Source organism: Caulobacter vibrioides OR37, assembly GCF_000372645.1.
In the GTDB taxonomy this organism is placed as follows: Bacteria; Pseudomonadota; Alphaproteobacteria; order Caulobacterales; family Caulobacteraceae; genus Caulobacter; species Caulobacter vibrioides_E.
The window spans coordinates 141,095-165,019 of the sequence record NZ_APMP01000003.1 but is presented as its reverse complement, the minus strand read 5'-3'; the positions used below and the strand labels follow the sequence as shown (position 1 = coordinate 165,019).

Genomic DNA, 23,925 nt, shown 5'->3' with positions numbered 1-23,925 from the left:
GGCTTGCTCGTATTTGTCAGACATTTTTACAATACTTTACAGTCGAGGCGAGCGATGTATCGCGCTTAGGTAGCTTTCAAACTCAGTTTGGGTGAGAGTTCGCCCACGGAGCGAACCTCGATCCCCTCCAGGCCCAGCCAGGCCGCTATTCGCGTGAGTTCACGCCACAGTCGAGGGGCGGTTTCCGCGTTCGCGGCGGGCTCGGCATGGGCGGCCTGGACCAGCAGTCTGCCCGCCTTGCGGTCGGCCTTCAGATCGACTCGGGCGGTGATCGTCTCGTCCTGAAGGAACGGCAGGACGTAGTAGCCGTGGGTGCGCTTGTGGGCCGGCGTGTAGATCTCCAGCCGCACGCGCACGCCGAAAAGGCGCTCGGTCCGCTCGCGGAACCAGATCAGGTTGTCGAACGGCGAAAGCAGGGCGTCGGCCTTGATGGCGCGGGGACGGCGGGTTGCTGGCCATAGAAAGGCCGGTTGATCCCATCCTTCGACCTGAACCGTCGTCAGGATTCCGTCTTCGACGAGTTTGGCCAGCGCCTTACGGGTGTCGGCTGGGCCAAGGCGGAAATAGTCTCGCAGGTCTCGCTCCGTGGCCACGCCCATCGCCCTGCCAGCGGTCGCCAGCAAGACGCGATGGGCCTCGTCGCGGTCGGGCGTCGGCGTCTGGCTGATCGATCGCAAAGCCCTTTCCGGCAGATCATACACCCGCTCGAAGCTGGCGCGGCGGGTGGCGGTGGTCAGGCGGCCGGTCCAGAACAGGCACTCCATCGCCCGCTTGCCTTCGCTCCAGCCCCACCAGCCGCCCTCGCCCTTGGCGCCCAGGTTCAGCTCGGAGGCGGTCAGCGGCCCGCGCTCGGCGACGGCCGCCAGGGCCTGGTCGATGAAGTCGGGGTGGTCGCGGAGAAAGGCGGCGACATGCTTCCAGACCCCGACGCCCGCGGCCGCGTCCGCCATCCGCCAACGCAGCATCGGATGCAGCGCCAGCGGCGTCAGAGAGGCCTCGTGCGCCCAGTATTCGGCCAGGGCGCGCGTCTTGCCCCAGGCCAGGTCGTCGAGCAGCGTCCGGTCATACGCGCCCAGCCGCGAGAAGATCGGCAGATAGTGTGAGCGCGACAGGACGTTGACCGAGTCGATCTGGACGACGCCCAGCGCCTCGATCGTCGACAGCAGGTGACGTTTGGCGGGCGCGGCGGGACGCGGGCGGCCAAAGCCCTGCGCGGCCAGAGCGATGCGCCGCGCGTCCTTCGCGGAAAGGGTTTCGACCATGGCGGCAGTTGAGCTCGCGTCGCCAAGGCGCGCAAGGCTTGGCCCGACGATCGAACGGCCATACCGATGCGCCGCGTCCGCTGTTTGGGAGTCCGCCGCATGACCGTCCTCGAAAAAGGGTCCGCCCGCCTGATCCTCGCGCCCGAGACGGGCGGAGCGATCGCGGGTTTCACCGTCAACGGCCGTGACGTGCTGCGGCCGGCGCCCGCCGGGGTTCTGGACCCCCTGCTGACGGGCAATTTCCCACTGGTCCCGTTCTGCAACCGCGTTCCCAACGGCCGCTTCGTCTTCGAGGGGCGCGAGGTCGCCCTGGCGCCGAATCTCCCTGGCCATCCGCACGCCCTGCACGGCCAGGGTTGGCGCGCCGTCTGGAGCGTGGCGCGGGCGGACGCCGCCGAGGCGACCCTCGTCCACGACCACGCGCGGGGCGACTGGCCCTGGGCCTATCGCGCCGAGCAGCGCTTCGTGCTCGGCGACACCGGATTCCGCGTCACACTTACCGTGACCAACACGGACGAGACGGCCATGCCCGCCGGCCTGGGTCTTCATCCCTATTTCCCGCGTCGGACGGGCGAGACCCTGACGGCGGCCAACGACGGGGTCTGGATGGTCGACGCCGACGTGCTGCCGACCGTTCATCATCGGGGCGTCTGGGGGCCGGACTGGGCGAAGGGCGCGGCGGTCGAGGGACCTGACCTGATCGATCACTGCTATACCGGATGGGATCAGCGCGCGGTCCTGTCGGCCCCCGGCGCGCCGGACACCGTGATCACCGCCTCGCCCGAATGCCGCTGGCTGCACGTCTATGCGCCGCCAGGCGAGGACTTCGTGTGCGTCGAGCCTTGCGCCAGCCGTCCCGATCCGTTCGGCGCCGGGGACACCGGCATGATTAGGCTGGCGCCCGGCGAGAGCCGCTCGATCTGGATGGACGTCTCTACGGGCTGATGCCTGCCCGAGCCTTCAGGCGAGCGACCATGTCGGCCGACAGATAGCCGTCGGCCGGCAGTTGCTGGCTCTGCTGCCAGGCGCGCAGGGCCTTGCGGGTGCCCACGCCGATGACGCCGTCGGCCGGACCGGGGTCGAAGCCGAGGCGCGACAGGGCGATCTGGGCCGCCATGCGGTCGGCCAGGTTCAGCGGCGTCTCGACCGGCCACGGCGTGACCAGCGGTCCGCCGCCGCCGAAGCGGTCCGCCAGCAGGCCGATGCCCAGGGCGTAGGCGGTGGAGTTGTTGTAGGCGCGGATGGCGAAGTGGTTGGGCAGGGCCAGGAACGCCGGACCGGTCGCGCCCGCCGGCAGGATCAGCATGGCCGGCGAGGCCGCGTCCGCCGCCGTCCAGGCCAGGCCGTCGGCCCGGCGCACGCCCCGGGCCTCCCACCACGCCGGCGGCTGCTTTTCGACCTCGGTGACCGAATAGTCGAAGCCGGCGGGGAGAAGGACCTCCTTGGCCCAGCCGACGCCGGGCTTCCAGCCGCCCTTCATCAGGAGGTTGGCGGCCGAGGCCAGCGAGTCGGCGTCCGAGGACCAGATGTCGCGCCGGCCGTCGCCGTCGAAGTCCACGGCGGTGGAGCGATAGCTGGACGGGATGAACTGGGTCTGGCCCATGGCGCCGGCCCATGAGCCGCGCAGCTGGGCGCGGGAGACCTCGCCCGAATCGATGATCTTCAGCGCCGCGATCAGCTCGCCCTCGGCCCAGGCGCGCCGGCGTCCGTCGGCGGCCAGGCTGACCATGGAGCGGATGACGTCGAAATTGCCTTGCAGCTGGCCGAACGCCGATTCCATGGCCCAGACGGCCAGCAGGATGTCGCGCGGCACGCCGTAGCGGGCCTCGATCGCGGGCAGGAAGGTCAGCTCTTCGCGCTTGCGGCGGCCCACGGCGATGCGGTCGTCGCTGATCACGCCCCTGATGTAGTCGCCGACCGGCTTGGAGAACTCCGGCTGGCGGCTGTCCAGGCTGATGACCTTGGGATCGGGCGTGACGCCCGACAGCTCGCGGTCCAGCAGGGCGGGGGACAGGCCCGCGGCCAGGGCGCGGACGCGGAAATCCTTCATCCAGGTGTCGAAGGCCAGTTCGCCGGCGGGCACGGGCGTGTCCGGCGAGGGCGGCGGCGCGGCGGGCTTGGCCGGAGTCGGCTGGGGCGGCGGCGGAGGCGCGACCGCCGTCAGCGGTCCTTGCGGAGAGGTGTCCGCGCAACCGGCGAGCAGGAGAACGAGAAAGACGCGACGATCCATGGCCATGGGGCGGAAGCTACTGGGGTTCGTGTAAAGGCTTCAATCACAAGCGCGCCAGCGCGGTGAAGTTCCGCGCGGGCGCCAATAAGACGCGAAGTCCTTTCCGCGCATTGACTCGCGGCCGTGTCCTGCTTATACGCACCGCCTCCGAAACACCCCGGAAGTTCCGGCCGCCCGCTCGCGCGCCCGAACCTCTCCGCTGAAGTACAGAGACGGTCATGAAGGTTCGCAGCTCGCTGAAGTCGCTGAAGGGTCGCCACCGCGACTGCAAGATGGTTCGCCGCAAGGGCGTCATCTACATCATCAACAAGACCGACCCGCGCTTCAAGGCCAAGCAGGGCTGATGACCGCCGCGCGTCCCAGAGCCGTTCTCTGGGATGTCGGCAATGTCATCGTGCGCTGGGATCCCCGCGCGCTTTACGCGAAGATCTTCAAGGAACCGGCCGACATCGACCGGTTCCTTTCGTCTGTCTGCACCCTGGATTGGCACGTCGAGCACGACAAGGGCGTGGCGTTCCCGGATAATGCCGCCCCGCTGATCGCGCGCTTTCCCGAGCACGAGGCCGAGATCCGCGCCTGGGACCAGCGCTTCGACGAAATGCTGTCGGGGCCGGTGCCCGAGACCGCCGCGGTGATCGAGGCCCTGGCCGACCGCGATGTCCCGCAATTCGCCCTGACCAACATGCCGCAGAGCAAGTGGCCTGTCGTCCAGGCCATCGCGCCCCGCCACTTCGGCCTCTTCCGCGACGCGATCGTCTCGGGCGACGAGAAGGTGATCAAGCCGGCGCGGCGCATCTACGAGATCGTGCTGGAGCGCACCGGCCTCGCGCCCGCCGACCTGCTGTTCATCGACGACAGCGCCGCCAATATCGACGCGGCCATGGACATGGGCTTCCACACCCACCATTTCACGGATCCGGCGCGCCTGCGGGCCGCCGTGGAGCGGCACGGCCTGCTCTGACGACGAGGCGGGATCTCGATCCAAGGCCCTCGCCCATACCACTAGACGGAGTTCTCGCATGAACGTCGGTTTCATCGGTCTTGGCGCCATGGGCGCGGCCATGGTTCGCAACCTTCTGGCCAAGGGCGTGACGGTGACCGTGTGGAACCGCTCGCGCGCGATCGTCGACGCCCTGGCCGCCGAGGGCGCGAAGCCCGCCGCGACCCTGGACGAGGTCTTCGCCGCCGACATCGTGCTGTCGATGCTGGCCCACGACCAGGCCGTTCGCGAGGCGCTGATCGACAGCGGCGCGCTGGCCCGGGCTCGGAAGGGTCTGGTCCACGTCAACCACGCCACGATCTCGGCGGGGCTGGCGGTCGAGCTCGCCGCCCTCCACGCCGAGCTGGGCCTGGGCTATGTCGCCGCCCCCGTCTTCGGTCGCCCGCCCGTGGCCCTGGCCGGCGGTCTCAACGTGCTGGCCGCCGGTCCCGACGACGCGGTGGCCAAGGCCAGGCCCGTGCTCGACCTTCTGGCGGCCAAGGTCTGGCCGCTGGGCGAGGATCCGGTCCGCGCCAACGCCCTGAAGCTGGCCGGCAACTTCATGATCGTCTCGGCCATCGAGAGCATGGGCGAGGCGGTGGCGCTGGGCGAAGCCTATGGCGTGCCCGCGCCCGAACTGCTCGACATGCTGACCAGCACGCTGTTCAACGCCCCGATCCACAAGATCTATGGCGGCATGATCGCCGAGCGCCGCTACAGCCCGCCCGGCTTCACCGCCGAGCTGGGCCTCAAGGACGTGCGCCTGGTGCTCGACGCCGCCGAGGCCAAGGGGCTCTCGATGCCGCAGGCCGATCTGGCCGAGGCCAGCCTGGAAATGCTGCTGGGCGGCGAGGACAAGGATCTGGATCTGGCGGCGCTGGCCGAGGTGGCGCGCGCCAGGGTCGAAGGCAGGTAACGGTGGACGGTCGCTGAATCCCGCTTCCCAGGGGCGCGGCTTCGAACTAGGTTCCGCGCCTCCCAATTCCAGCCCGCGAGACTTTCCGCATGGCCGACGACGCCATTCCCCACGCCGACGTTCTGAACAGCACCGCTCAAGGCCAACTGAAGTCGATCGTCGAGCGCGTCGAGCGGCTCGAGGTCGAAAAGGCCGAGATCATGGAGCAGATCAAGGAAGTCTATAACGAGGCCAAGGGCAACGGCTTCGACGTCAAGGTGCTGAAGAAGGTGGTCCGCCTGCGCAAGCAGGACCGCGCCAAGCGTCAGGAAGAGGACGCGATCCTCGACCTCTACCTCTCGGCCATCGGCGAGATCTGAGTTTTTTAGGGTGCGTTGGCGCGTAACGTCGGGGATAGTCCTCCGCGATGCGCGCCAAGCCGCCCGATCCTAAACTGCAAGCCAAGAAGGCCGCGCTGAACGCCCTCAAGCGGGCCCGTCGCGCCGCCGAGAAGTCGGGCGTGGAGCTCTCCGAATGGGAGGGCGAGTTCCTGACCAGCGTCGCCCAGCGCGTCGAGACCTACGGCCGAGCCTTCGCCGATCCCGAGAAGGGCGCGCGCGGCCAGGCGCTCTCCGGCAATCAGACCCTCAAGCTCAAGGAAATCGTCCGCAAGGCCAAGGGCGAACGCAAGCCCATGAGCCGGGGCAAGGGCTTCCAGCGCCGGGGCGCGCGGCCCGAGCCGCCAAGCGACGACGATTGAGTTTTCCGGCTCTTGTCCCGCCGTTCTTCGGCTCTTGCCCCACTGTCGCCATGATTGCTGTTGGGCATGGCTTGCAACAGGCGAGACCCAGGTTTTCGTCTAAAAGGCTTACCAAAAACCGTCGTTCGGCAAGACTTGTTAAGATCTTGGTAATGATCGACGCCGAAAATGTGAACAATTGTAAAGAGTTAAGAAGAACCACTTTGTAGGGTTCCGGCCGCGAGCGGGCGCGGCGGCCTCTGTCTCGATGCACGCGGACCTTGTGGTCTGAATCGGCTTCGGGCGTGAACCCTGCTGCTCAGCGGAACAAGGATGATGGCGACCACCTATCAATACCTGCTCCGCCGCAAGGCGGAGCTGGAAACCGGTATGATCGAGGCTCAGCGGCGCGCCCAAGCCCCGTTCGAGAGCGAGCTGCGCGCGATCGTGCTGGCGCTGGACGCGTTGAAGCAGGCCGGCATGGCCGAACGGGTGGCGGGAGAGCCGGCGCCGTTCGCCCCGCCGACGCCGGGCAAGCGCGGCCGACGCGGGCGCTCGACCCGCGACATGATCCTGATCACCCTGCAGCAGGCGCCCGGCCTCAACGAGACGGAGATCGCTCGCCAACTGGATCATCGCTGGAGCCGACCGGTGAAGCCCGTGGCCGTCGGGCGCGAGCTGGAGGCGATGGCGCTGGAGGGACTGGCCCGCCGCTCGGGGTCGGGCGGGATCCGGATCGAGGGGGCGGCCGAGGCGGATGCGCCGCTAAGCCTCGGCGTCTCCGCGAAAGGTCACTAGAGCCGCGCTAAGCTAAGTCGTGACGGGCGCGCGCAGGCGCCCGGCGCCCTTCCGTCAACCCCGCTTCGGCTTCGTCGACGGCCGAGCGGGCTTGAGCAGGACCTTCAGGCGCTGCTCGCGCGAGATCGGACGCAGGATCGTCGGGTTCGTCATCAGCCGGCCTCTTTCATATCGACATCGATGCCCTGCTCGCGAACCTTGCGATAGAGCGTCGAGCGGCCGATCCCGAGGCGGCGGGCGACTTCGCTCATATGGCCGGCATAAACGTCGATCGCGTGCTGAATCAGGTCGCGTTCGATCTCTTCCAGGGTCCGCAGATGGCCGCGCTCGTCGAGGATGCGCACCGGCGAGTCGGCCGGCGCGGCCATGGCGGCGTGGGCGGCCTGCAGCAGGGCGGCCGGCGGCGGAACTGGCGCGATCGACACCGCCTCCAGCGGCGCGGCCATGCCCGAGATGGCGGGGAAGTCGTAGGGCTGCAGGTACGGCGCGTCGGCCAGGACGATGGCCCGATAGACCGTGTTCTCCAGCTGGCGGACATTGCCCGGCCAGTCGAACGCGGTCAGCAGGCGCAGGGCCTCGGGCGAAGCGCCGATGACGCGCTTGCCTTCCTCGACATTGAAGCGGCGGATGAAGGCCTCGACCAGCGCCGGGATGTCCTCGCGACGCTCGCGCAGCGACGGCGCCTCGATCGGGAAGACGTTCAGGCGGTAGAACAGATCCTCGCGGAATCGCCCGGCCGCCACGGCCTGCGCCAGGTCGCGGTTGGTCGCCGAGACGATGCGGACATCGACCTTGACCGAGCGTTTGGCGCCGATCGGGTCGATCTCGCCTTCCTGCAGGGCGCGCAGCAGCTTGACCTGCATGTCCAGCGGCAGCTCGCCGACCTCGTCCAGGAACAGGGTGCCGCCGTCGGCTTCCTTGAACTTGCCCAGGTGCTTGTCGGTGGCGCCGGTGAAGCTGCCCTTCTCGTGGCCGAACAGAATCGACTCGACGAGGTTCTCGGGAATGGCGCCGCAGTTGACGGCCACGAAGGGCTTGCCGGCGCGGTCAGACGAGCCGTGCACGGCGCGGGCGATCAGCTCCTTGCCGACGCCGCTCTCGCCGGTGATCAGCACCGGAATGCCGCTCTTGGCCGCGCGCTCGCCCATCCGCTTGACCATGGTCATGACCGGCGAGGCGCCGATCAGGTCCGCGAAGGTGGTCTTGCCGCCGGCCCGCTTGGTCAGGCGCTCGACCTCGCCCCTCAGGTCGCCCATCGACAGGGCGTTGCGGATCGAGACCGTGATGCGCTCGGGCGAGGCGGGCTTGATGAAGAAGTCGCTGGCCCCGCCTTGCATCGCCTTGACCACCGTGTCGACGCCGCCGCTGGCGGTCAGCACGATCACGGGCTGGGTAAAGCCGCGCGCGCGCAGCTCCTTCAGCGTCTCCTGGCCGTTCAGGCCGGGCATGACGAGGTCCAGAAGGATCACGTCGGCCGGCGCGCCCGAGGTCAGGTGCGCCAGCGCCGCGTCTCCGCCATCGGCATGCGCGACCGCGAAGCCTTCGCGCTCGAGCACCGCTTGAATCAACCGACGTTGTGTCGGGTCGTCATCGACGACAAGGACCGTTTTGGTCATTGGGCAATCCACCAGAACCGGCCATGCCCACGTGGAGCACGGCTCTTGTTGGTTCAGAGTGATACAGCCCGCGGGTAAACACCGGCTTTCGCAGACGTGTCGGGAACCTTAAGGCTTATGGTTAACGGGTTCCTGGGGAGGTCTTCATGTTTGTCGGACACTATGCGGCGGCTCTGGCCGCGCGGGCGGCCGAGCCGCGCGCGCCGTTCTGGACCTATGTGCTGGGCTGCGAGGCCCTGGATATCGTGTGGGGCGGCCTGGTGGCGACGGGGGTCGAGAAGGCCAGCGTCGATCCTCACCTGGCGGGCAGCGCCCTCGTGCTCAGCCACATGCCCTTCAGCCACGCCCTGCCGGCGGCGCTGCTGTGGTCGGTGGCGATCGGCGCGGGACTGATGACCCTGCTGAAATTGCCCGGGCGCGCGGGTCTGTTCATCGGCCTGACGGTCTTCTCGCACTGGATTCTCGACTTCCTGGTCCACCGGCCGGACCTGCCGCTGCTGTGGACGGGGCCGAAGGTCGGGCTGGGCCTGTGGAACCACGCGGTGCTGGAAGAGGCGGTCGAGATGGGCCTGCTGGCCATCGCCGGCGCGGCCTGGGCCTGGCGGCGCGGCCGGGAAGGGCGCTCCTGGTGGGGCGCGCCGGCCTTCCTGGGCTTTCTACTGCTTTTGCAGATGGTTCCGCTGCTGTCGCCGCTGGGCGGAGATCCGCTGTCGCTGGGCGGCAGTGCGCTCAGCGCCTATCTCGTGGCCTGCGTCATCGCCTGGATGGTCGAGCCGCGCGGGGTCGCGGCGACCTAAACGATTGCAACCGACCGGGGGCGAGCCCTATTTCCTCGGGCATGAACGCGCCCTTCAAGCCCGACGCCCCGCCCGAATGGAACCTGGCCGATCTCTATAACGGTCGGAACGATCCGCGCATCGAGGCCGACCTCGCCGCCGCCAAGGCCGCCAATGACGAGCTGGCCTCGCTGGAGGGGCTGTTCCTCGAGGCTCGCCAGGAGCCGGACCGTCTGGGCGTGCTGCTGGATCGCGGGATCCGCCTTTACGAGCAGGCCACCAACGGCCTGTGGAGCGTCGGCGCCTACGCGGCCCTGGCCGCGTCGGTCGCGCGCGACGATCCGGCCTGGGCCAAGTTCGAAGCCGATCTTCGGGCGCGCTCATCCCAGATCGCCGCCGAGAGCCTGTTCTTCACGCTGGAACTGAACCAGCTGGAAGACGGCGAGATCGCCAACGCGCTGGAGGTTCATCCCGAGGCGGCCCGCTGGACGCCCTGGCTTCGCCGCGTGCGCCTGTCGCGGCCGCACGAGCTGTCGCCGGAGCTGGAGCGCTTCATCGTCGACAAGGCGCCGGCCGTCGCCAACTGGGTGCGTCTCTATGACGAGACCCTGGCCAAGCTCACGGCTCCTGTTGGAGATGAGAGCCTGACCCTGGCCGAGGCGCTGAACCGCCTGTCCGATCCCAGCGGCGAGCGCCGCGAGGCCGCCGCCCGGGGCTTGGCCAAGGCCCTGGAGGAACGCGCGTCCAACCAGGCGCTGGCGCTCAACACCCTGGCCTTCGAAAAGCAGGTCGAGGATCGCTGGCGCCGCTACGACCATCCGGCCCAGTCGCGTCACCTGGCCAACGAGGTCGACGCCGACGCGGTCGACGCTCTGGAGCAGGCGGTGGTCGAGGCCTATCCGCGCCTGTCGCATCGCTACTACGCCCTGAAGACCAAGGTGATGGGACGCGAGCGGCTGGACTACTGGGACCGCAACGCGCCGCTGACCGCCGCCGCCCCGCGCGTCTATGCCTGGGACGAGGCCAAGGGCATGGTGCTGGAGAGCTTCCAGGACCTCGCGCCCAGGTTCGCCGACGCCGCCCGGGTGTTCTTCGACAAGCCGTGGATCGACGCGCGACCGCGTCCTGGCAAGCAGTCGGGGGCCTTCGCCCACCCGGTGACGGCCGATCGCCACCCGTTCGTGTTCATGAACTACATGGGCGAGCGGCGCGATGTGCTGACCCTGGCCCACGAGCTGGGCCACGCCGTGCACCAGACCTTGTGCCAGCCGCTGGGCACGCTGCTGGCCGACACGCCCCTGACCCTGGCCGAGACGGCGTCGATCTTCGGCGAGGGCCTGGTGTTCGACCGCCTGCTGGCCGAGGCGTCGCCGGAGGACCGCAAGGGATTGTTGGCCGGCAAGATCGAGGACGGCCTCAACACCGTGGTCCGCCAGATTGCTTTCCATCGCTTCGAACGCCGTTTCCACGAGGCCCGGGCGGATGGCGAGCTGTCGCCCGACCAGATCGGCCAGCTGTGGCTGGACGTCATGGGCGAGAGCCTGGGTCCGGCCGTCACGCTGAACGAGGGCTACGAGCACTATTGGGCCTATGTCAGCCACTTCTGCCACGCGCCGTTCTATGTCTACGCCTACGCGTTCGGCGACCTCCTGGTGCGCGGCCTGATGGAGAAGCGCCGCGAGGACCCGGCCAAGTTCGCGCCGCTTTATGAGCAACTGCTGGCGGCCGGCGGGACCAAGACCTATGTCGAGGCCCTGGCGCCGTTCGGGCTGAACCCGCGCGAAAAGGCATTCTGGGCCGCCGGCTGCGCCCAGCTGGAGCGGCTTGTGGATGAGTTCGAAGCCTTGGTGTGAGCGTCCTTCTCCCCTTGTGGGAGAAGGTGGCCGCCGCAGGCGGTCGGATGAGGGGTTTGTCCGACCGTCCGCGCGACCCCTCATCCGTCGCTTCGCGACACCTTCTCCCGCAAGGGGAGAAGGGATTGGAGCGTTGATCTGATGGTGCAAGATCCCGAACGCGATCGCCTTTCTGGCCGCCTCTCCCGCTTCGCCAAGGTGGGCGCGGGGCTGTCCGGCGCGGCCGTGTCCTACGGCGCCAACCGCATCCTGGGCGGCGAGGACGCCGACGCGCGCAACGCCAAGGCCCTGAAGGCGGCGCTGGGCGGGCTGAAGGGGCCGCTGATGAAGGCGGCCCAGATGTTCGCCACGGTGCCCGACCTGTTGCCGCCCGAGTTCGCCAGGGAGCTGGCCGAGCTGCAGACCAACGCGCCGGCCATGGGCTGGCCGTTCGTTCGTCGGCGGATGGCGGCTGAGCTGGGACCGGACTGGCAGGGTCGGTTCAAGAACTTCGAGCATGAGGCCGCCGCGGCCGCCTCGCTGGGCCAGGTGCATCGGGCGATCGCCCATGACGGCCGGGCCCTGGCCGTGAAGCTGCAATATCCGGACATGCAGAGCGCGGTCGAAAGCGACCTCTCCCAGCTGCGCGCCCTGATCGGCCTCTTCAAGCGCATGGACGGCTCGATCGACCCGTCGGAGATGATCGTCGAGATCGGCGACCGCCTGCGCGAGGAGTTGGACTACGGCCGCGAGGCGGCGATGATGTCCGTCTACGGAAACTTCTTCGCGGGGCGCGAGGACATTCGCATGCCGACGCCCGTTCCGGAGCTGTCCACCGGGCGTCTGCTGTCGATGACCTGGCTGGACGGCCAGGGCCTGCTGACCTTCAAGGACGCGCCGCAGGCGGTTCGCGACCGCATCGCCGCCCTGCTGTTCGAGGCCTGGTGGAGCCCGATGACCCACCTGGGCGTCATCCACGGCGACCCGCATCTGGGGAACTACAGCTTCGCGGGGGAGGGCGCCGCGCACCTCAACCTGCTCGACTTCGGCTGCATCCGGGTGTTCCCGCCGAAGTTCGTGGCCGGGGTCGTGCGGCTCTATCGCGCCCTGTCCAACGACGATCGCGACGAGCAGGTCGAGGCCTATCGCACCTGGGGCTTCCAGGGGCTGACCCACGAGATGGTCGACACCCTGAACGTCTGGGCCCGGTTCATCTACGGTCCGCTGCTGGACGACCGCGCCCGCACCGTGGCCGATGACGTGCCGCCGGGCGAGTACGGCCGCCGCGAGGCCTTCAAGGTGCGCCAGGCGCTGAAGGCGATCGGCGGGATCACCATTCCCCGCGAGTTCGTGTTCATGGACCGCGCGGCGATCGGCCTGGGCGCGGCCTTCCTGCACCTGGGCGCGCGGCACAATTGGAAGCGATTGTTCGAGGCCTCGCTGGAGGGCTTCTCGGAAGAGGCGGTGGCCGAGCGGCAGGCCAGGGCGCTGGCGACGGTGGGCCTCTAGAAACCCGATCTTCCCGGCGAATGCCGGGATCCAGATCTCAAGGCGCTGAACCCGATGGGCGTAGCGCCGAGTTTCGAGAACCCACGTCAGCGCTCTCCCAGCTGGGCCCCGCCATTCGCCGGGGAAGTCGGTGTTTGGGTGGCCGCGTTCCTGTCCGGGATGGTCCGCCCCGCCCGCTACGGAAGGCTTTCGCTTTTTTCAAACGCTCGTTAGCTTGGCCCCATGTCCGACGACCTGACAGACGCCCAGACCGCCGCCATTCCGGAGGGCTTTTCCCAGCTCAACTGGTCGCGCGGCTTTGGCCGTCAGATCGGTCCGCTGTTCGAGAAGCGCGAGGGGCCGGGCGAGGCGCGTCTGGGCTTCCGGGTCGAGGAGCACCACACCAACGGCCTGGGCAACTGCCACGGCGGCATGTTGATGAGTTTCGCCGACATGGCCTGGGGCCGGATCATCTCGCTGCGGAAGTCCTACAGCTGGGTCACGGTCCGGCTGATGTGCGACTTCCTGTCGGGCGCCAAGCTGGGCGACTGGGTCGAGGGCGAGGGCGAGCTGATCGGCGAGGAGGACATGCTCTTCACCGTGCGCGGGCGCATCTGGGCCGGCGATCGGACGCTGATCACCGGAACCGGCGTCTTCAAGGCGCTCTCGCCCCGCAAGCCGCGCCCGGGCGAACTGGCATTCAAGGAAGAAGCTTAAGACATGGCTGACGATCAGGCGGCTCTCGCCGCGCCGCTGGCGCCGTTCGGCGGCCAGGTTCCCCCCGCGCCGGCCTGGTTCGAGGCCGCCGTCGCCCAGACGCCGGAGCGCTCGGCCCTGGCGGTCGAGGGGGCGGACATCGAACTCCTGACCTGGGGGCGGGTCGGCAAGCCGGGCCTGCTGTTCCTGCACGGCAATGGCGCGCACGCCGACTGGTGGAGCTTCATCGCGCCCTTCTTCGCCAACGATTGGCGGGTGGCGGCCATCTCGTGGTCGGGCATGGGCGGCAGCGACTGGCGGTCGGCCTACAGCGCCGAACTGTTCGCGACCGAGATCTTCGCGGCGGTCGAGGCGGCGGGCCTGGAGGCGGGCGGCGTCAAGCCGATGGTGGTCGGCCACTCGTTCGGCGGCTTTCCGACCCTCTATTGCGCCGCGCGCCATCCCGAGCGCCTGCGCGGCGCGATCATGGTCGACAGCAGCATCCAGCCGCCGGAGAAGCGCTGGAAAGGCCCGCCCCCGCGCTCGGGCCTGGGCAACCGGGTCTATCCGACGCTGGAGGAGGCCCTGGCGCGGTTCCGCCTCGCCCCGCCCCAACCCTGCGAGAACCTCTATATCGCCGACTTCATCGCCAGACGCTCTCTGAAGGAAGTCGAGGGCGGCTGGACGTGGAAGTTCGATCCGGAGCTCTGGCACAATTTCCGGATGCCGGATCTGGGCTTGCTGTTGCCCGAGATCGCCTGCCCGGCCGCCCTGATGTGGGGCGAGCGGTCGAACCTGATGCACGCCGAGACCCTGGACTACATGGTCGAGCAGATGCCCGCGCACGTGCGCCGCCTGGCCATTCCCGACGCGGACCACCACGTGATGATCGATCAGCCCCTGGCCTTCGTCGCGGGGTTGAGGGGGCTGCTGGCGGGGTGGGGGTAGGAATCCCTCTCTTTTCGAGAGAGGGCGGGGCCCGCGCCGCAGGCGTGGGAGGGTGAGTGGTTTCGCCGCCGGCCGGAAAATCCAGAGGCTTTCTATCGCTTCGCCACGCGCCCAGCTTCCGCCGACGCCCGATCGTTGGTACGCCGCGTCCTGTTCCGAGAGTGCGCATCCTCTCACCCTCCCATCCCGACGTTCGTCGGATGGGCCCCTCCCTCTCTCCATGAGAGAGGGTTTTCGTGTTGGAGACAGATCGCTCTTGAGCAGCCCTTCCGGCCCCGTTCTCGTCTACGCGCCCGATCGCGGGATCGGCGACCTGATGTGGCATCTGCCGACCATCCGGGCGATCGCGGCGACGACGCCGGAGGGGCGGGTGGTGCTGGTCGCGCGGCCGTCCAGCCGGGCGGCCGAGGTGCTGGCGGTCGAGCCCAGCGTGGCCCGCGTGCTGTACGCCCCGCACTACAAGGACAGGCTCAAGGGCGTTCGCGAGACGATCGACTTCTATCGGCTCTGCAAGGCCGAGAGGCCGCGCGCCGTCTGGATCCTGGAAAAGATCGACCGACCCGCCATCGCCGCCGCCCTGGCCGGCGCGCCCGAGCGGCGCGGCTTTGGCCTGGGTCACGGCCAGGAGCGCTGGCTGAACCGGGGTCCGTTCCTGCCCAAGGCCATGCGGCCCGCTCACAGGATCGACAAGCTGGCGGCCTTCGAGGCGGCCCATGGCCTGGTCGTGACCAGCCGCGAACCGGCGCTGAAGCTGGATCCCGAGGCGGTGGCGACGGTCAAGGCCCGGTACGCCGACCAGCCCGGTCCCTGGCTCTGCCTGGGGATCGGGGCCAGCGAGCCCGCGCGCACCTGGCCGGCCGAGCGCTTCGCCGAGACGGCCAGGCGGCTCGCGGACCTGTTCGGCACGGTATTCTGGGTCGGCGGCCCGCATGAAGCCGACGCCGCCAAGGCCGCGATCGGCGACCTGCCGAACAATATCGTGGCCTGCGACCTGCCGCTGGACCAGTCGGCGGCGCTGATCGCGCTGTCGGCGGGGTTCCTGGGCAACGACTCGGGCGCGCTGAACGTCGCCGCCGCCGTCGGCACGCCTTGCGTGGGCCTGATGGGCACCGCGCCGGTGCCGGCCTATTCGAAATGGCTGTCGCGGCTGGACGGCGGGGCGGGGCGAATCGCCGATATCACGGTCGACCAGGCCGTCGCGGCGGTGCGCGCGCGCTTCGTCTCCGAGGCCTGGGCTCACACGCGCGCTTGAGCGTTCGGCTTCCGCGTTGTATCGGCGAACTCTGGGATTTCAGTTCTTTCGAGGAAGACACATGGCCGGCGACTATCACCGCGGTGAAATGGACATCCACGAGCAAGCCGCGACCTATGCCGCGTTCGGCAAGATGACCAAGTGGGGCTCGCTGGCGATCGCCACGCTCCTGCTGTTCATCACCCTGCTGTTCTGCACCCCCACGGGCTTCATCGGCAGCCTCATCGCCGCCGCGGTGCTGGTGGCCGTCGGCGTGATGGCCCTGAAGGAAAAGCCTGGCTCGGCGCACTGACACCGGTGGCCAACGGCATATTTTTGCCCTGACCTGCACGTCATGCCTCGACAAGAGGCAAGACTATCCCCTAGAGAGCCCGTCATGCTGCTGGGGTAACAGCGCTCTGGGGAGGGTATGCCGATGGCCGTCATCGCCGTCACGAAAGAAACCCGCGCGAACGAGACGCGGGTCGCGGCCACGCCTGAGACCGTCAAGAAGCTGGCCGCCGCTGGCTTCTCGGTCGTGGTTCAGGCCGGCGCCGGGACGGCCGCGTCCTATCCGGACGCCGACTACGAAGCGGCCGGCGCCAAGATCGCCAAGACCGCCGCCGAGACCCTGAAGGACGCCGACGTCCTGTTCAAGGTCCGCGCGCCGGAAGCCACCGAGATCGCGGCCCTGAAGAGCGGCGCGATCGTCGCCGCCGCGCTCAATCCCTACCAGGACAAGGAGACGCTGGACGCCTTGGCCAAGGCCGGCGCGACCGCGATCGCCATGGAGTTCATCCCGCGCATCACCCGCGCCCAGGTGATGGACATGCTCTCGTCCCAGGCCAACCTCGCCGGCTACCGCGCGGTGATCGAGGGCGCCGAGGCCTATGGCAAGGCCCTGCCGATGATGATGACCGCCGCCGGCACCGTCGCCGCGGCCAAGGTATTCATCATGGGCGTGGGGGTCGCCGGCCTGCAGGCCATCGCCACCGCCCGCCGTCTGGGCGCGGTGGTCACCGCCACCGACGTGCGCCCCGCCACCAAGGAGCAGGTCGAGTCGCTGGGCGCCAAGTTCCTGGCCGTCGAGGACGAGGAGTTCAAGAACGCCCAGACCGCCGGCGGTTACGCCAAGGAGATGTCCAAGGAATACCAGGCCAAGCAGGCCGAGCTGGTCTCCAGCCACATCGCCAAGCAGGACATCGTCATCACCACGGCCCTGATCCCCGGTCGTCCGGCCCCGAAACTGGTCAGCGCCGCCCAGGTCGCCTCGATGCGTCCGGGCTCGATCCTGGTCGACCTGGCCATCGAGCAGGGCGGCAATGTCGAGGGGGCCAAGCTAAACGAGACGGTCGTCACCGCCAATGGGGTGAAGATCCTCGGCCACGCCAACCTGCCCGGCCGCATCGCCGCCGACGCCAGCGCGCTCTACGCCCGCAACCTGGTGGCCCTCTCGACCCTGTTCACGACGAAGGAGGGGGAGTTCGCGCCCAACTTCGAGGACGAGATCCTGCAGGCCGCTGTCGTCACGCGCGGCGGCGCGATCGTGCATCCGAATTTGAAGACCGCCTAACTCCAGCATCGAAAGGGAGGCTCCCATGGAAGCCGTCGACCCCACCGTGTTCCGTCTGGCGATCTTCGTGCTCGCCATCTTCGTCGGCTACTACGTCGTCTGGAGCGTGACGCCCGCGCTGCACACGCCGCTGATGGCCGTCACCAACGCCATCTCGTCGGTGATCATCGTCGGCGCCCTCCTGGCGGCGGCCGCCCACGGCGCCAATAGCGACCTGGCCGGCGGCGCGGTCGCCGGCTCGACCTGGATCTCCAAGGGAGCCGGCGCGATCGCCGCGGGCTTCGCGGCGGTCAACATCTTCGGCGGCTTCTTGGTCACCCAGCGGATGCTGGCGATGTACAAGAAGAAAGAGAAGAAGTGAGCGGGCGAGAGCAGGGGGAAATAGAACAATGAACGCCAATCTCGCCGCCATCCTGTACCTCGTTTCCGGGGTGCTGTTCATCCTGGCGCTGCGCGGGCTTTCCAGCCCCGAGACCAGCCGCAAGGGCAACACCTACGGCATGGTCGGCATGACCATCGCCGTGCTGACCACCCTGGCCACCCTGTGGGGCCAGGGGGCGCTGGACCCGGTGACCCTGGGCCTTATCATCGCCGGCGTCGCCGTCGGCGGCGGCGTGGGCGCGGTGATCGCCCGCAAGGTGCCGATGACCTCGATGCCGCAGCTGGTCGCCGCCTTCCACTCGCTGGTCGGCATGGCCGCCTGCCTGGTGGCCGTGGCCGCCATCTACACGCCCGGCGCCTATCACATCGCCCTGCCGGACGGCTCGGTGCAGCTGAAGAGCCTGATCGAGCTGTCGCTGGGCCTGGCCATCGGCGCGATCACCTTCACCGGCTCGGTCATCGCCTTCGCCAAGCTGAACGGCAACATGGGCGGCGCGCCGATCCTGCTGCCGGCTCGTCACCTGCTGAATATCCTGATCGCGGCCGCCATCGTGGCGCTGATCGTGGTGCTGGTGGTCAGCGGCGGTCACGCCATCTGGGCCTTCTGGGGCATCTTCGCCCTCAGCCTGCTGATCGGCGTCACCCTGATCATCCCGATCGGCGGCGCGGACATGCCCGTCGTGGTGTCGATGCTGAACAGCTATTCCGGCTGGGCGGCGGCGGCCCTGGGCTTCACGCTGGAGAACACCACCCTGATCATCACCGGCGCCCTGGTCGGCTCGTCGGGCGCGATCCTGTCCTACATCATGTGCAAGGGCATGAACCGCAGCTTCGTCTCGGTGATCCTGGGCGGCTTCGGCGCCGACGCGGCGGCGGCCGGCGCGGGCGGCAAGGTCGAGACGCGCCCGGTCAAGCAGGGTAGCGCCGACGACGCGGCCTTCATCATGAAGAACGCCAGCAAGGTGATCATCGTCCCGGGCTACGGCATGGCCGTCTCCCAGGCCCAGCACGCCCTGCGCGAAATGGCCGACAAGCTGAAGGAGGAGGGCGTCGAGGTGAAGTACGCCATCCACCCGGTCGCGGGCCGGATGCCGGGCCACATGAACGTGCTGCTGGCCGAGGCCAATGTCCCCTATGACGAGGTCTTCGAGCTGGAGGACATCAACAGCGAGTTCTCGACGGCCGACGTGGCCTTCGTGATCGGCGCCAATGACGTCACCAATCCGGCCGCCAAGACCGACCCCACCAGCGCCATCTTCGGGATGCCGATCTTGGACGTCGAGAAGGCCCGCACGGTGCTGTTCGTCAAGCGCGGCATGTCCTCGGGCTATGCCGGCGTCGAGAACGAGCTGTTCTTCAAGGACAACACGATGATGCTGTTCGCCGACGCCAAGAAGATGGTCGAGGGCATCGTGAAGGGGCTGTAGGGCTCGTTCTGGAGCGAAACGCCGAAGGCCCTGGCGGAGACGCCGGGGCCTTTTTCGTTCAGGCCGCCGCGCCCTCGGTGCGAAGTGTTCCGGCGGCCTCGAGTTTCATGCGGATGTTGCTGGGGTCGGCATCGTAGCCGTTGGGCCAGGTCGGGGCGCCTTCTTCCAGGAAGACGCGGGCGAAGAAGGTTTCGTCGTGCAGGGGGAGCGCCATCTCGCCCCGGGACGTTTTGATGTCGCTGAAGTCGAATACGCCGAACGAACCGTCCGAGAAGGCGATGTCGAGCTTGTAGCCCGGAACGGCCTTAACGCGCACAGCCTTGACGAGCTTGATGGTCACGGTTGGTCCAGTCCCTGGATCCGAAACGTCGGACGGTCATTGTACGCCCGATCCCAATTGTCCGCCAATTCAACTTGATGGGCCCGGATCCAACGAACCACCTTGATTTTTTGAGGGCGCGGTAGCTGCCCCTCTAGGACCTCACAGGTTCGAATGTCGAACATGGCCTCATATTCTTGATACTCGGCATGCAGATGAGGCGGGTTGTGATCGCTGAAGTAGATCCTGATGACGATGCCGAAGAAGGTCGAAATAATCGGCACGCGATGTCTCGTTGTTGAAATCAACCTATAAGTGATTTATAGCCCCGATGCAATCCTGAATAAACAGAGGCCCCAGGGATCGCCTGGGGCCTCTGTCGCGGGGTGCGGGGAGGTGGGTGTTGGGACGCGGCCTTGCGATCACCGGGCGGCCATCTGGCTGGCCGAGGCGCGGGCGGCGACGGTCAGGGCTTGGCGCTGATTGTCCGACAGTTGGCGATCGACTTCGCGATGGACTTCGCCCATGCAGCCGCGCAGCGGCAGCGACGTCAGGCCAGCGTTGATCCGTTCGCGGCACAGCTTCTCGCCGGCGGCGTCGACGCGCGCCTTGAAGATCGCGGCCTGGGCGGGCTGGGAGAGGTTCAGGTCGCCGAAGGCGACGCGGGCGACCGGTTCGCGGGGGGCGGCGCTGGCGGCTTGGGTCAGGCCAAGGGCCGGGACGGCGGCCAGGGTCAGGCTGGCGACGGTGGCGATACGGGTGACGAACTTGCGCATTTTGAAGTATCCCTCTGGTTGGGCGCTGTTCCGTGCGCCGATGAATACTGTGTATTCCCAAGCATTGGCGAAGTCCCGTTACACCTCATTCATGACGTGTAATTAATAGAATGACGTCCATTTAATATATGAACGTTCCGTAATCTGTGACGAATACATGTCGGTTCACGTGGATTGATCGGCGTGGTGAACGAATGGTTAAGCCGCGCCCCGCTTTCGCCCCATAGCGGGGAGATAGACCGCCCTCGATTCATCATCCCGAAAGCTGGGCCATGAGAGGAGCTTGTCCGAGCGCGCGGTTCTCTCGCCTGGCCGAACGACGAAGAGGTAGCGGTTTGACCCCCAAGAGCCTGGCGCTTCAGTCCACGTCCCTGCGCGTCGCCTTCATCACGGCCCTCGGCGTGGCGGCCATGGCCGGCGCCTTGAACGGGGCCTTGATGCTGGGCCAGTGGGTCGCCCAGATGGAGATGCGCCCGACGCTGGCGCCCGCCCCAGCGCCCGTCGAGAAGGCCGAGGCGACGCCGCCCCCGCCGCCGGCCTTCCGTTTCGACGCGCCCTTGCCGGGGCGCGTGATCAACTCGCCGTTCGGTCTGCGCCAACTGCCCTGGGAAGAGAACGGCCGTCTGCACGAGGGCGTCGACATCGCCGCCCCCAGCGGCGCGGCCGTCAAGGCGGCCGCCGACGGCGTGGTGATCCGCACGGGGATCAGTTCCTCTTACGGCCGCTTCGTCGAGATCGTGCACAAGGGCGGCCTGACCAGCCTGTACGCCCATCTGTCGGCCCAGGCCAAGGGCGTCCGTCGCGGCGCCTATCTGCATCGCGGCGACGTGCTGGCCTATGTCGGCAACACCGGCCACTCCACCGGATCGCACCTGCATTTCGAGATCCGTCAGGGCAAGAAGCCGCTGAACCCCAGCTTCTTCCTGGGACAGAGTTTCGCCAAGGCCGACGACCTGCCGCTGAAGGCCGCCGCCAAGGTCTCGCGCAAGGTGCGCCGGGCCACCGTGTCGACCTGGCCCCAGGGGGTCGGCGCCAAGCCTGGCGCGATCAAGGTCGCGCATCTAAGGAACGGCCGTGTCCGCGCGCGGATCGCCGTGCAGGCTGGCTAGAGCATTTTCCGATAGGTGTGAAACGGCTATCGGTCGAAAAATGCTCTGAACTTTTGATTTAGAGCCCTTTTATCCGATCGGATTGGATCAGTCGGATCGGAAGGGCTCTAAAGCTCCGACGACGGCGCGACCTTGCTCGACGCGTCACAAACCGCCACTACATTGACGGCATGATCCAGTTCCTCGGTCGCGGCGCCGCCGGCTTCGCGCTTCTCGTCGTCTCGTATATCGCCGTCGGCGGGCTGATGAGCGCCGCGGGGGCGCCCAAGCCTCGGGGGCGGATGGTCGAGATCGAGCCGGGGCGTTCGCTGCGACTGGTCTGCGAAGGGCCCAAGAGCGATCGTCCCGTGGTCTGGCTGGAGGCGGGGGCGTTCGGCTTCGCCGCCGACTGGGGCGCGACCCAGGAAGCCCTGACCGGCGCCGGCTGGCGGTCCTGCGCCTATGATCGGGCCGGCATGGGCTATTCCCCGCCTGGCCCCAGCCCTCGCGACGGCCTGGCCATCGTCTCCGACTTCGAGAAGCTGATCGCCGCCTCGGACGAGCCGGGCCCCTACATCCTGGTCGGCCACTCGATGGCCGGCCTGCGGCTGCGCGAGTTCGCCGGGCGCAATCCGGACAAGGTCGCGGGCCTGGTCCTGGTCGACGCCGCGACGCCGGAAGCCGCCCAGGATCCCCGGATCCGCAACTTCATCGAGGTCTTCGCCAGCGTCTCGAAATGGGCCGCGCGCGGGGCCGCCCTGGGGCTTTACAAGCCGCTGATCCACACGCGCCTGGGCGACAAGATCGACCTGCCGCCGGCCGCCAAGGCCGAGAAGGGCTGGGCCTTCGCCAATGCGCGTCACAATCGCACGGCGGCCGACGAGGTTGCGCTGTGGCCCCAGGCCTCGGCCCAGGCCGGCGCCCAGCCGCCCTACGATCCCAAGTGGCCGGTGGCCGTGGTCACCGCCGGCCCGGTGAAGGGGCGTGAGGCGTTCAAGGCGCTGCAATCGGCCCCCGCCCAGGCATCCCAGCACGGCCTGGTCGATCACGTCGAGGCCGCCACCCACACCCTGCTGATCGGCCGCCGCTTCGCCGACCATATCGTGCGCGCGGTCGCCTTCGTGGCCGACGCGGCCAAGGGCTGAACCCCGGAAACGACGAAAGCCGCGCGGATCGCCGCGCGGCTTTCGAAATCTTCAGCGAAGAAAAGCGCCTGGTCTTACCGGCTGGCCTTCTTCGGCATCGGCAGCAGGCCTTCGCGCTGAGCGCGCTTGCGGGCCAGCTTGCGAGCGCGACGGACGGCTTCGGCCTTCTGGCGAGCGCGCTTTTCCGACGGCTTTTCGTAGTGCACGTGCCGCTTCATTTCGCGGAACGAGCCTTCGCGTTGCATCTTCTTCTTCAGGGCCTTCAGGGCCTGATCGACGTTGTTGTCGCGGACGAAAATCTGGACCAGGGGTATCTCTCCATTCGACAGCCCGACCAATTTCCCAAGTCCCTCTTGAGGGGCCGGGCGGGCGAACAAAACCAGCAGCCCGGAAGGGGTGCTTCCAGGCGATGAGGCGGGGCTGATAGCAGAGCGGACGGCGTCTGTCCATGCGCGACGCGGCCTAAACACCGGTGTAGACTCGGATTCATGAGCCAGACCGTCGACCCCTCCCTCCAAGTTTCCGGTCCGCCCGCCGCCTCGTGGGCCGACTCGGCCGAGCAGCGCGTGCTGGACGAGGCCCTGCGCCTGGCGCCGCGAACCGGCTGGAACACGGCCCTGGTCGCCCGCGCCCTGGCGGCGGCCGGCCTTTCAGAGGCCGAAGGCCAGCTGCTGCTTCCCGAGGGGCCGCGCGACTTGGCCGCCCTTTTGTCGCGGCGCCATGACGCGGCGGCTCTGGAACGTCTCGCGGCCCTGGACGTCGCGGCCCTGAAGATTCGCCAGCGGATCCGGGAAGGCGTCGTCGCCCGACTCGACGCGGCCGCCCAGAACGCCGACGTGCTGCGCCCTCTGGCCGTCTTCCTGGCCTTCCCGACCAACCTGGCCCTGGCCGTCCGCCTGACCTGGGACTCGGCCGACGCGCTCTGGCGCTGGGCCGGCGACACCGCCACCGACGAGAATCACTATTCGAAGCGGGCCATCCTGTCGGGGATCCTGGTCTCGACCCTGGCCGTCGACCTGGCCTCGGGCCGCGCCTCGGCGCTGTCGCACCTGGACGCCCGCATCGACAACGTCATGGCCTTCGAAAAATGGAAGGCGGGCCTGAAGCCGATGGACCTGGCCACCGAGGTGGTCTCGGCCCTGGCGCGGATGCGGTACGGGAAGGCATAAAGCTCCCTCTCTCTCGAAGAGATAGGGCTGCTCTGAAACCTACCCCCCAAACGCCGCCGTCAGGCGGTCGAAGTGGGCCTGCACCGGGCGGGGGGCTTCCTCGTGCGGGGCCTCGACATACATGCGGCGGTCCAGGTGGCGGACGCGCTCGTAGAGTCGCTCGGAGCGGGTCAAGAGGTTGGTCAGGCCGAAGGGCAGTTCCTCAACGGCCGGCGTCTCGGCGGCGGCTTCCTCGCCCAGGCGGTAGCTTTCGGCGCAGGCGGCTTCCGGCGGCATCTCGCCTTCGCGGACGGCGCGCTGGACCAGCAGCCACGAGGCCACCTGCATCAGGCGGGTGGTCAGGCGCATGCTCTCGGCGGCGTAGCCCAGGGCGGCGTTGCGGGACAGGATCTTGCTGTCATGGCGACCGGCCCCGTCGAGATAGGCGGCGGTCTCCTCGACCAGCTGCATGCCTTCCTCGAACGTGCGGTCGAACAGTTCCGATCGCGCGAAGTCCTGGATCACTCCAGCGCGCCAAGGCGTGTCCGCGAACGCGTTCACTTCGGTCATAGCTACTC

29 protein-coding genes are annotated in these 23,925 nt (G+C 68.3%); 20 read left to right on the top strand and 9 right to left on the bottom strand.

The window, feature by feature from the left end:
- Window positions 1-65: 65 nt before the first annotated feature.
- Window positions 66-1,262 (bottom strand): winged helix-turn-helix domain-containing protein, encoded by a 1,197-nt coding sequence (locus OR37_RS04790; RefSeq protein WP_004616431.1) that lies wholly within the window; start codon window positions 1,260-1,262, stop codon window positions 66-68.
- A gap of 99 nt (window positions 1,263-1,361) precedes the next feature.
- On the opposite strand from OR37_RS04790, the gene OR37_RS04785 reads away from it, so the two are divergent.
- Window positions 1,362-2,207 (top strand): aldose 1-epimerase, encoded by an 846-nt coding sequence (locus OR37_RS04785; RefSeq protein ID WP_004616430.1) that lies wholly within the window; start codon window positions 1,362-1,364, stop codon window positions 2,205-2,207.
- Here the strand turns inward: OR37_RS04785 and OR37_RS04780 are convergent.
- The gene (locus OR37_RS04780) at window positions 2,197-3,498 is read right to left on the bottom strand and encodes a lytic murein transglycosylase (protein WP_004616429.1); all 1,302 of its coding nucleotides are present in this window, start codon (window positions 3,496-3,498) and stop codon (window positions 2,197-2,199) included. The two genes, OR37_RS04785 and OR37_RS04780, sit on opposite strands and share 11 nt — an antisense overlap.
- Window positions 3,499-3,710: 212 nt before the next feature.
- Here OR37_RS04780 and ykgO point away from each other — a divergent pair, with 212 nt between their 5' ends.
- The 6 genes from ykgO (at window position 3,711) to OR37_RS04750 (ending at window position 6,903) form a co-directional block, all read left to right on the top strand.
- On the top strand, window positions 3,711-3,836 hold the full coding sequence (ykgO, locus tag OR37_RS04775) for a type B 50S ribosomal protein L36 (protein WP_004616427.1): 126 nt from the start codon (window positions 3,711-3,713) through the stop codon (window positions 3,834-3,836).
- A complete protein-coding gene (locus OR37_RS04770; RefSeq protein ID WP_004616420.1) occupies window positions 3,836-4,453 on the top strand; it encodes an HAD family hydrolase in 618 nt (205 codons plus the stop codon). Before ykgO ends, OR37_RS04770 begins: the two co-directional genes overlap by 1 nt.
- On the top strand, window positions 4,359-5,387 hold the full coding sequence (locus tag OR37_RS04765; RefSeq protein WP_326929641.1) for an NAD(P)-dependent oxidoreductase: 1,029 nt from the start codon (window positions 4,359-4,361) through the stop codon (window positions 5,385-5,387). Before OR37_RS04770 ends, OR37_RS04765 begins: the two co-directional genes overlap by 95 nt.
- 89 nt (window positions 5,388-5,476) lie before the next feature.
- Window positions 5,477-5,746 carry a DUF2312 domain-containing protein gene (locus tag OR37_RS04760; protein ID WP_004616416.1) on the top strand — a complete coding sequence of 90 codons (270 nt, stop codon included), beginning with the start codon at window positions 5,477-5,479 and terminating at the stop codon, window positions 5,744-5,746.
- Window positions 5,747-5,793: 47 nt separating this feature from the next.
- Window positions 5,794-6,126 carry a hypothetical protein gene (locus OR37_RS20625; RefSeq protein ID WP_004616414.1) on the top strand — a complete coding sequence of 111 codons (333 nt, stop codon included), beginning with the start codon at window positions 5,794-5,796 and terminating at the stop codon, window positions 6,124-6,126.
- Window positions 6,127-6,438: 312 nt separating this feature from the next.
- Window positions 6,439-6,903 carry a hypothetical protein gene (locus tag OR37_RS04750; protein WP_004616412.1) on the top strand — a complete coding sequence of 155 codons (465 nt, stop codon included), beginning with the start codon at window positions 6,439-6,441 and terminating at the stop codon, window positions 6,901-6,903.
- A 54-nt stretch (window positions 6,904-6,957) separates the two neighbouring features.
- Here the strand turns inward: OR37_RS04750 and OR37_RS22065 are convergent, their stop codons facing one another.
- Together OR37_RS22065 and OR37_RS04740 are read right to left on the bottom strand one after the other, a co-directional pair.
- Window positions 6,958-7,056 (bottom strand): hypothetical protein, encoded by a 99-nt coding sequence (locus OR37_RS22065; RefSeq protein ID WP_004616410.1) that lies wholly within the window; start codon window positions 7,054-7,056, stop codon window positions 6,958-6,960.
- Window positions 7,056-8,519 carry a sigma-54-dependent transcriptional regulator gene (locus OR37_RS04740; RefSeq protein ID WP_004616406.1) on the bottom strand — a complete coding sequence of 488 codons (1,464 nt, stop codon included), beginning with the start codon at window positions 8,517-8,519 and terminating at the stop codon, window positions 7,056-7,058. Before OR37_RS04740 ends, OR37_RS22065 begins: the two co-directional genes overlap by 1 nt.
- 146 nt (window positions 8,520-8,665) lie before the next feature.
- Between OR37_RS04740 and OR37_RS04735 the strand changes: the two genes are divergently transcribed.
- The 10 genes from OR37_RS04735 to OR37_RS04690 all read left to right on the top strand — a co-directional run bounded on the left by OR37_RS04735 (window position 8,666) and on the right by OR37_RS04690 (window position 18,871).
- Window positions 8,666-9,316 (top strand): hypothetical protein, encoded by a 651-nt coding sequence (locus OR37_RS04735; RefSeq protein WP_004616404.1) that lies wholly within the window; start codon window positions 8,666-8,668, stop codon window positions 9,314-9,316.
- A gap of 41 nt (window positions 9,317-9,357) precedes the next feature.
- A complete protein-coding gene (locus OR37_RS04730; RefSeq protein ID WP_004616403.1) occupies window positions 9,358-11,148 on the top strand; it encodes a M3 family oligoendopeptidase in 1,791 nt (596 codons plus the stop codon).
- Window positions 11,149-11,289: 141 nt separating this feature from the next.
- Window positions 11,290-12,636, top strand: a complete 1,347-nt coding sequence (locus tag OR37_RS04725) for an ABC1 kinase family protein (RefSeq protein ID WP_004616401.1) — start codon at window positions 11,290-11,292, stop codon at window positions 12,634-12,636.
- A 222-nt stretch (window positions 12,637-12,858) separates the two neighbouring features.
- A complete protein-coding gene (locus OR37_RS04720; protein ID WP_004616399.1) occupies window positions 12,859-13,332 on the top strand; it encodes a PaaI family thioesterase in 474 nt (157 codons plus the stop codon).
- 3 nt (window positions 13,333-13,335) lie between these two features.
- On the top strand, window positions 13,336-14,259 hold the full coding sequence (locus OR37_RS04715) for an alpha/beta fold hydrolase (protein WP_004616396.1): 924 nt from the start codon (window positions 13,336-13,338) through the stop codon (window positions 14,257-14,259).
- Between the two features lie 316 nt (window positions 14,260-14,575).
- Window positions 14,576-15,511 (top strand): glycosyltransferase family 9 protein, encoded by a 936-nt coding sequence (locus OR37_RS04710; RefSeq protein WP_235046548.1) that lies wholly within the window; start codon window positions 14,576-14,578, stop codon window positions 15,509-15,511.
- Window positions 15,512-15,572: 61 nt separating this feature from the next.
- Window positions 15,573-15,803, top strand: coding sequence for an aa3-type cytochrome c oxidase subunit IV (locus OR37_RS04705; protein ID WP_004616392.1), 231 nt, complete (start codon window positions 15,573-15,575; stop codon window positions 15,801-15,803).
- 117 nt (window positions 15,804-15,920) lie between these two features.
- Window positions 15,921-17,063: a Re/Si-specific NAD(P)(+) transhydrogenase subunit alpha gene (locus tag OR37_RS04700; protein WP_165570573.1), complete on the top strand. Its 1,143-nt coding sequence runs from the start codon at window positions 15,921-15,923 to the stop codon at window positions 17,061-17,063.
- A 25-nt stretch (window positions 17,064-17,088) separates the two neighbouring features.
- Complete coding sequence (locus OR37_RS04695) at window positions 17,089-17,424, top strand: proton-translocating transhydrogenase family protein (RefSeq protein WP_004616388.1); 336 nt, start codon at window positions 17,089-17,091, stop codon at window positions 17,422-17,424.
- A gap of 28 nt (window positions 17,425-17,452) precedes the next feature.
- The gene (locus OR37_RS04690; RefSeq protein WP_004616386.1) at window positions 17,453-18,871 is read left to right on the top strand and encodes an NAD(P)(+) transhydrogenase (Re/Si-specific) subunit beta; all 1,419 of its coding nucleotides are present in this window, start codon (window positions 17,453-17,455) and stop codon (window positions 18,869-18,871) included.
- A gap of 58 nt (window positions 18,872-18,929) precedes the next feature.
- On the opposite strand, the gene OR37_RS04685 is transcribed toward OR37_RS04690, so the two are convergent.
- The 3 genes from OR37_RS04685 to OR37_RS20620 form a co-directional block, all read right to left on the bottom strand.
- A complete protein-coding gene (locus OR37_RS04685) occupies window positions 18,930-19,211 on the bottom strand; it encodes a DUF2442 domain-containing protein (protein WP_004616384.1) in 282 nt (93 codons plus the stop codon).
- Window positions 19,208-19,474, bottom strand: a complete 267-nt coding sequence (locus OR37_RS04680; protein ID WP_004616382.1) for a DUF4160 domain-containing protein — start codon at window positions 19,472-19,474, stop codon at window positions 19,208-19,210. The genes OR37_RS04685 and OR37_RS04680 overlap by 4 nt, the downstream gene beginning before the upstream one ends.
- A 138-nt stretch (window positions 19,475-19,612) precedes the next feature.
- Complete coding sequence (locus tag OR37_RS20620; RefSeq protein ID WP_004616380.1) at window positions 19,613-19,966, bottom strand: UrcA family protein; 354 nt, start codon at window positions 19,964-19,966, stop codon at window positions 19,613-19,615.
- Between the two features lie 335 nt (window positions 19,967-20,301).
- Here OR37_RS20620 and OR37_RS04670 point away from each other — a divergent pair, with 335 nt between their 5' ends.
- Both OR37_RS04670 and OR37_RS04665 read left to right on the top strand, forming a co-directional pair.
- Entirely contained in the window at window positions 20,302-21,075 is a 774-nt protein-coding gene (locus OR37_RS04670) for a M23 family metallopeptidase (protein WP_004616378.1), read from the top strand.
- Between the two features lie 170 nt (window positions 21,076-21,245).
- Entirely contained in the window at window positions 21,246-22,199 is a 954-nt protein-coding gene (locus OR37_RS04665) for an alpha/beta hydrolase (RefSeq protein ID WP_004616376.1), read from the top strand.
- Between the two features lie 74 nt (window positions 22,200-22,273).
- On the opposite strand, the gene rpsU is transcribed toward OR37_RS04665, so the two are convergent.
- The gene (rpsU, locus tag OR37_RS04660) at window positions 22,274-22,507 is read right to left on the bottom strand and encodes a 30S ribosomal protein S21 (protein ID WP_081612876.1); all 234 of its coding nucleotides are present in this window, start codon (window positions 22,505-22,507) and stop codon (window positions 22,274-22,276) included.
- Between the two features lie 180 nt (window positions 22,508-22,687).
- Between rpsU and OR37_RS04655 the strand changes: the two genes are divergently transcribed.
- A complete protein-coding gene (locus tag OR37_RS04655; protein WP_004616372.1) occupies window positions 22,688-23,368 on the top strand; it encodes a COQ9 family protein in 681 nt (226 codons plus the stop codon).
- Window positions 23,369-23,407: 39 nt separating this feature from the next.
- Here the strand turns inward: OR37_RS04655 and rcdA are convergent, their stop codons facing one another.
- Window positions 23,408-23,917, bottom strand: coding sequence for a protease adaptor protein RcdA (rcdA, locus tag OR37_RS04650; RefSeq protein ID WP_004616370.1), 510 nt, complete (start codon window positions 23,915-23,917; stop codon window positions 23,408-23,410).
- Window positions 23,918-23,925: the final 8 nt, after the last annotated feature.

What these genes read in the sequence shown, in the direction of transcription:
- OR37_RS04790 (WP_004616431.1), bottom strand. Translation starts at nt 1,262, where the DNA reads ATGGTCGAAACCCTTTCCGCGAAGGACGCGCGGCGCATCGCTCTGGCC.
- OR37_RS04785 (WP_004616430.1), top strand. Translation starts at nt 1,362, where the DNA reads ATGACCGTCCTCGAAAAAGGGTCCGCCCGCCTGATCCTCGCGCCCGAG.
- OR37_RS04780 (WP_004616429.1), bottom strand. Translation starts at nt 3,498, where the DNA reads ATGGCCATGGATCGTCGCGTCTTTCTCGTTCTCCTGCTCGCCGGTTGC.
- ykgO (WP_004616427.1), top strand. Translation starts at nt 3,711, where the DNA reads ATGAAGGTTCGCAGCTCGCTGAAGTCGCTGAAGGGTCGCCACCGCGAC.
- OR37_RS04770 (WP_004616420.1), top strand. Translation starts at nt 3,836, where the DNA reads ATGACCGCCGCGCGTCCCAGAGCCGTTCTCTGGGATGTCGGCAATGTC.
- OR37_RS04760 (WP_004616416.1), top strand. Translation starts at nt 5,477, where the DNA reads ATGGCCGACGACGCCATTCCCCACGCCGACGTTCTGAACAGCACCGCT.
- OR37_RS20625 (WP_004616414.1), top strand. Translation starts at nt 5,794, where the DNA reads ATGCGCGCCAAGCCGCCCGATCCTAAACTGCAAGCCAAGAAGGCCGCG.
- OR37_RS04750 (WP_004616412.1), top strand. Translation starts at nt 6,439, where the DNA reads ATGATGGCGACCACCTATCAATACCTGCTCCGCCGCAAGGCGGAGCTG.
- OR37_RS22065 (WP_004616410.1), bottom strand. Translation starts at nt 7,056, where the DNA reads ATGACGAACCCGACGATCCTGCGTCCGATCTCGCGCGAGCAGCGCCTG.
- OR37_RS04740 (WP_004616406.1), bottom strand. Translation starts at nt 8,519, where the DNA reads ATGACCAAAACGGTCCTTGTCGTCGATGACGACCCGACACAACGTCGG.
- OR37_RS04735 (WP_004616404.1), top strand. Translation starts at nt 8,666, where the DNA reads ATGTTTGTCGGACACTATGCGGCGGCTCTGGCCGCGCGGGCGGCCGAG.
- OR37_RS04730 (WP_004616403.1), top strand. Translation starts at nt 9,358, where the DNA reads ATGAACGCGCCCTTCAAGCCCGACGCCCCGCCCGAATGGAACCTGGCC.
- OR37_RS04725 (WP_004616401.1), top strand. Translation starts at nt 11,290, where the DNA reads ATGGTGCAAGATCCCGAACGCGATCGCCTTTCTGGCCGCCTCTCCCGC.
- OR37_RS04720 (WP_004616399.1), top strand. Translation starts at nt 12,859, where the DNA reads ATGTCCGACGACCTGACAGACGCCCAGACCGCCGCCATTCCGGAGGGC.
- OR37_RS04715 (WP_004616396.1), top strand. Translation starts at nt 13,336, where the DNA reads ATGGCTGACGATCAGGCGGCTCTCGCCGCGCCGCTGGCGCCGTTCGGC.
- OR37_RS04710 (WP_235046548.1), top strand. Translation starts at nt 14,576, where the DNA reads ATGTGGCATCTGCCGACCATCCGGGCGATCGCGGCGACGACGCCGGAG.
- OR37_RS04705 (WP_004616392.1), top strand. Translation starts at nt 15,573, where the DNA reads ATGGCCGGCGACTATCACCGCGGTGAAATGGACATCCACGAGCAAGCC.
- OR37_RS04700 (WP_165570573.1), top strand. Translation starts at nt 15,921, where the DNA reads ATGCCGATGGCCGTCATCGCCGTCACGAAAGAAACCCGCGCGAACGAG.
- OR37_RS04695 (WP_004616388.1), top strand. Translation starts at nt 17,089, where the DNA reads ATGGAAGCCGTCGACCCCACCGTGTTCCGTCTGGCGATCTTCGTGCTC.
- OR37_RS04690 (WP_004616386.1), top strand. Translation starts at nt 17,453, where the DNA reads ATGAACGCCAATCTCGCCGCCATCCTGTACCTCGTTTCCGGGGTGCTG.
- OR37_RS20620 (WP_004616380.1), bottom strand. Translation starts at nt 19,966, where the DNA reads ATGCGCAAGTTCGTCACCCGTATCGCCACCGTCGCCAGCCTGACCCTG.
- OR37_RS04665 (WP_004616376.1), top strand. Translation starts at nt 21,246, where the DNA reads ATGATCCAGTTCCTCGGTCGCGGCGCCGCCGGCTTCGCGCTTCTCGTC.
- OR37_RS04655 (WP_004616372.1), top strand. Translation starts at nt 22,688, where the DNA reads ATGAGCCAGACCGTCGACCCCTCCCTCCAAGTTTCCGGTCCGCCCGCC.
- rcdA (WP_004616370.1), bottom strand. Translation starts at nt 23,917, where the DNA reads ATGACCGAAGTGAACGCGTTCGCGGACACGCCTTGGCGCGCTGGAGTG.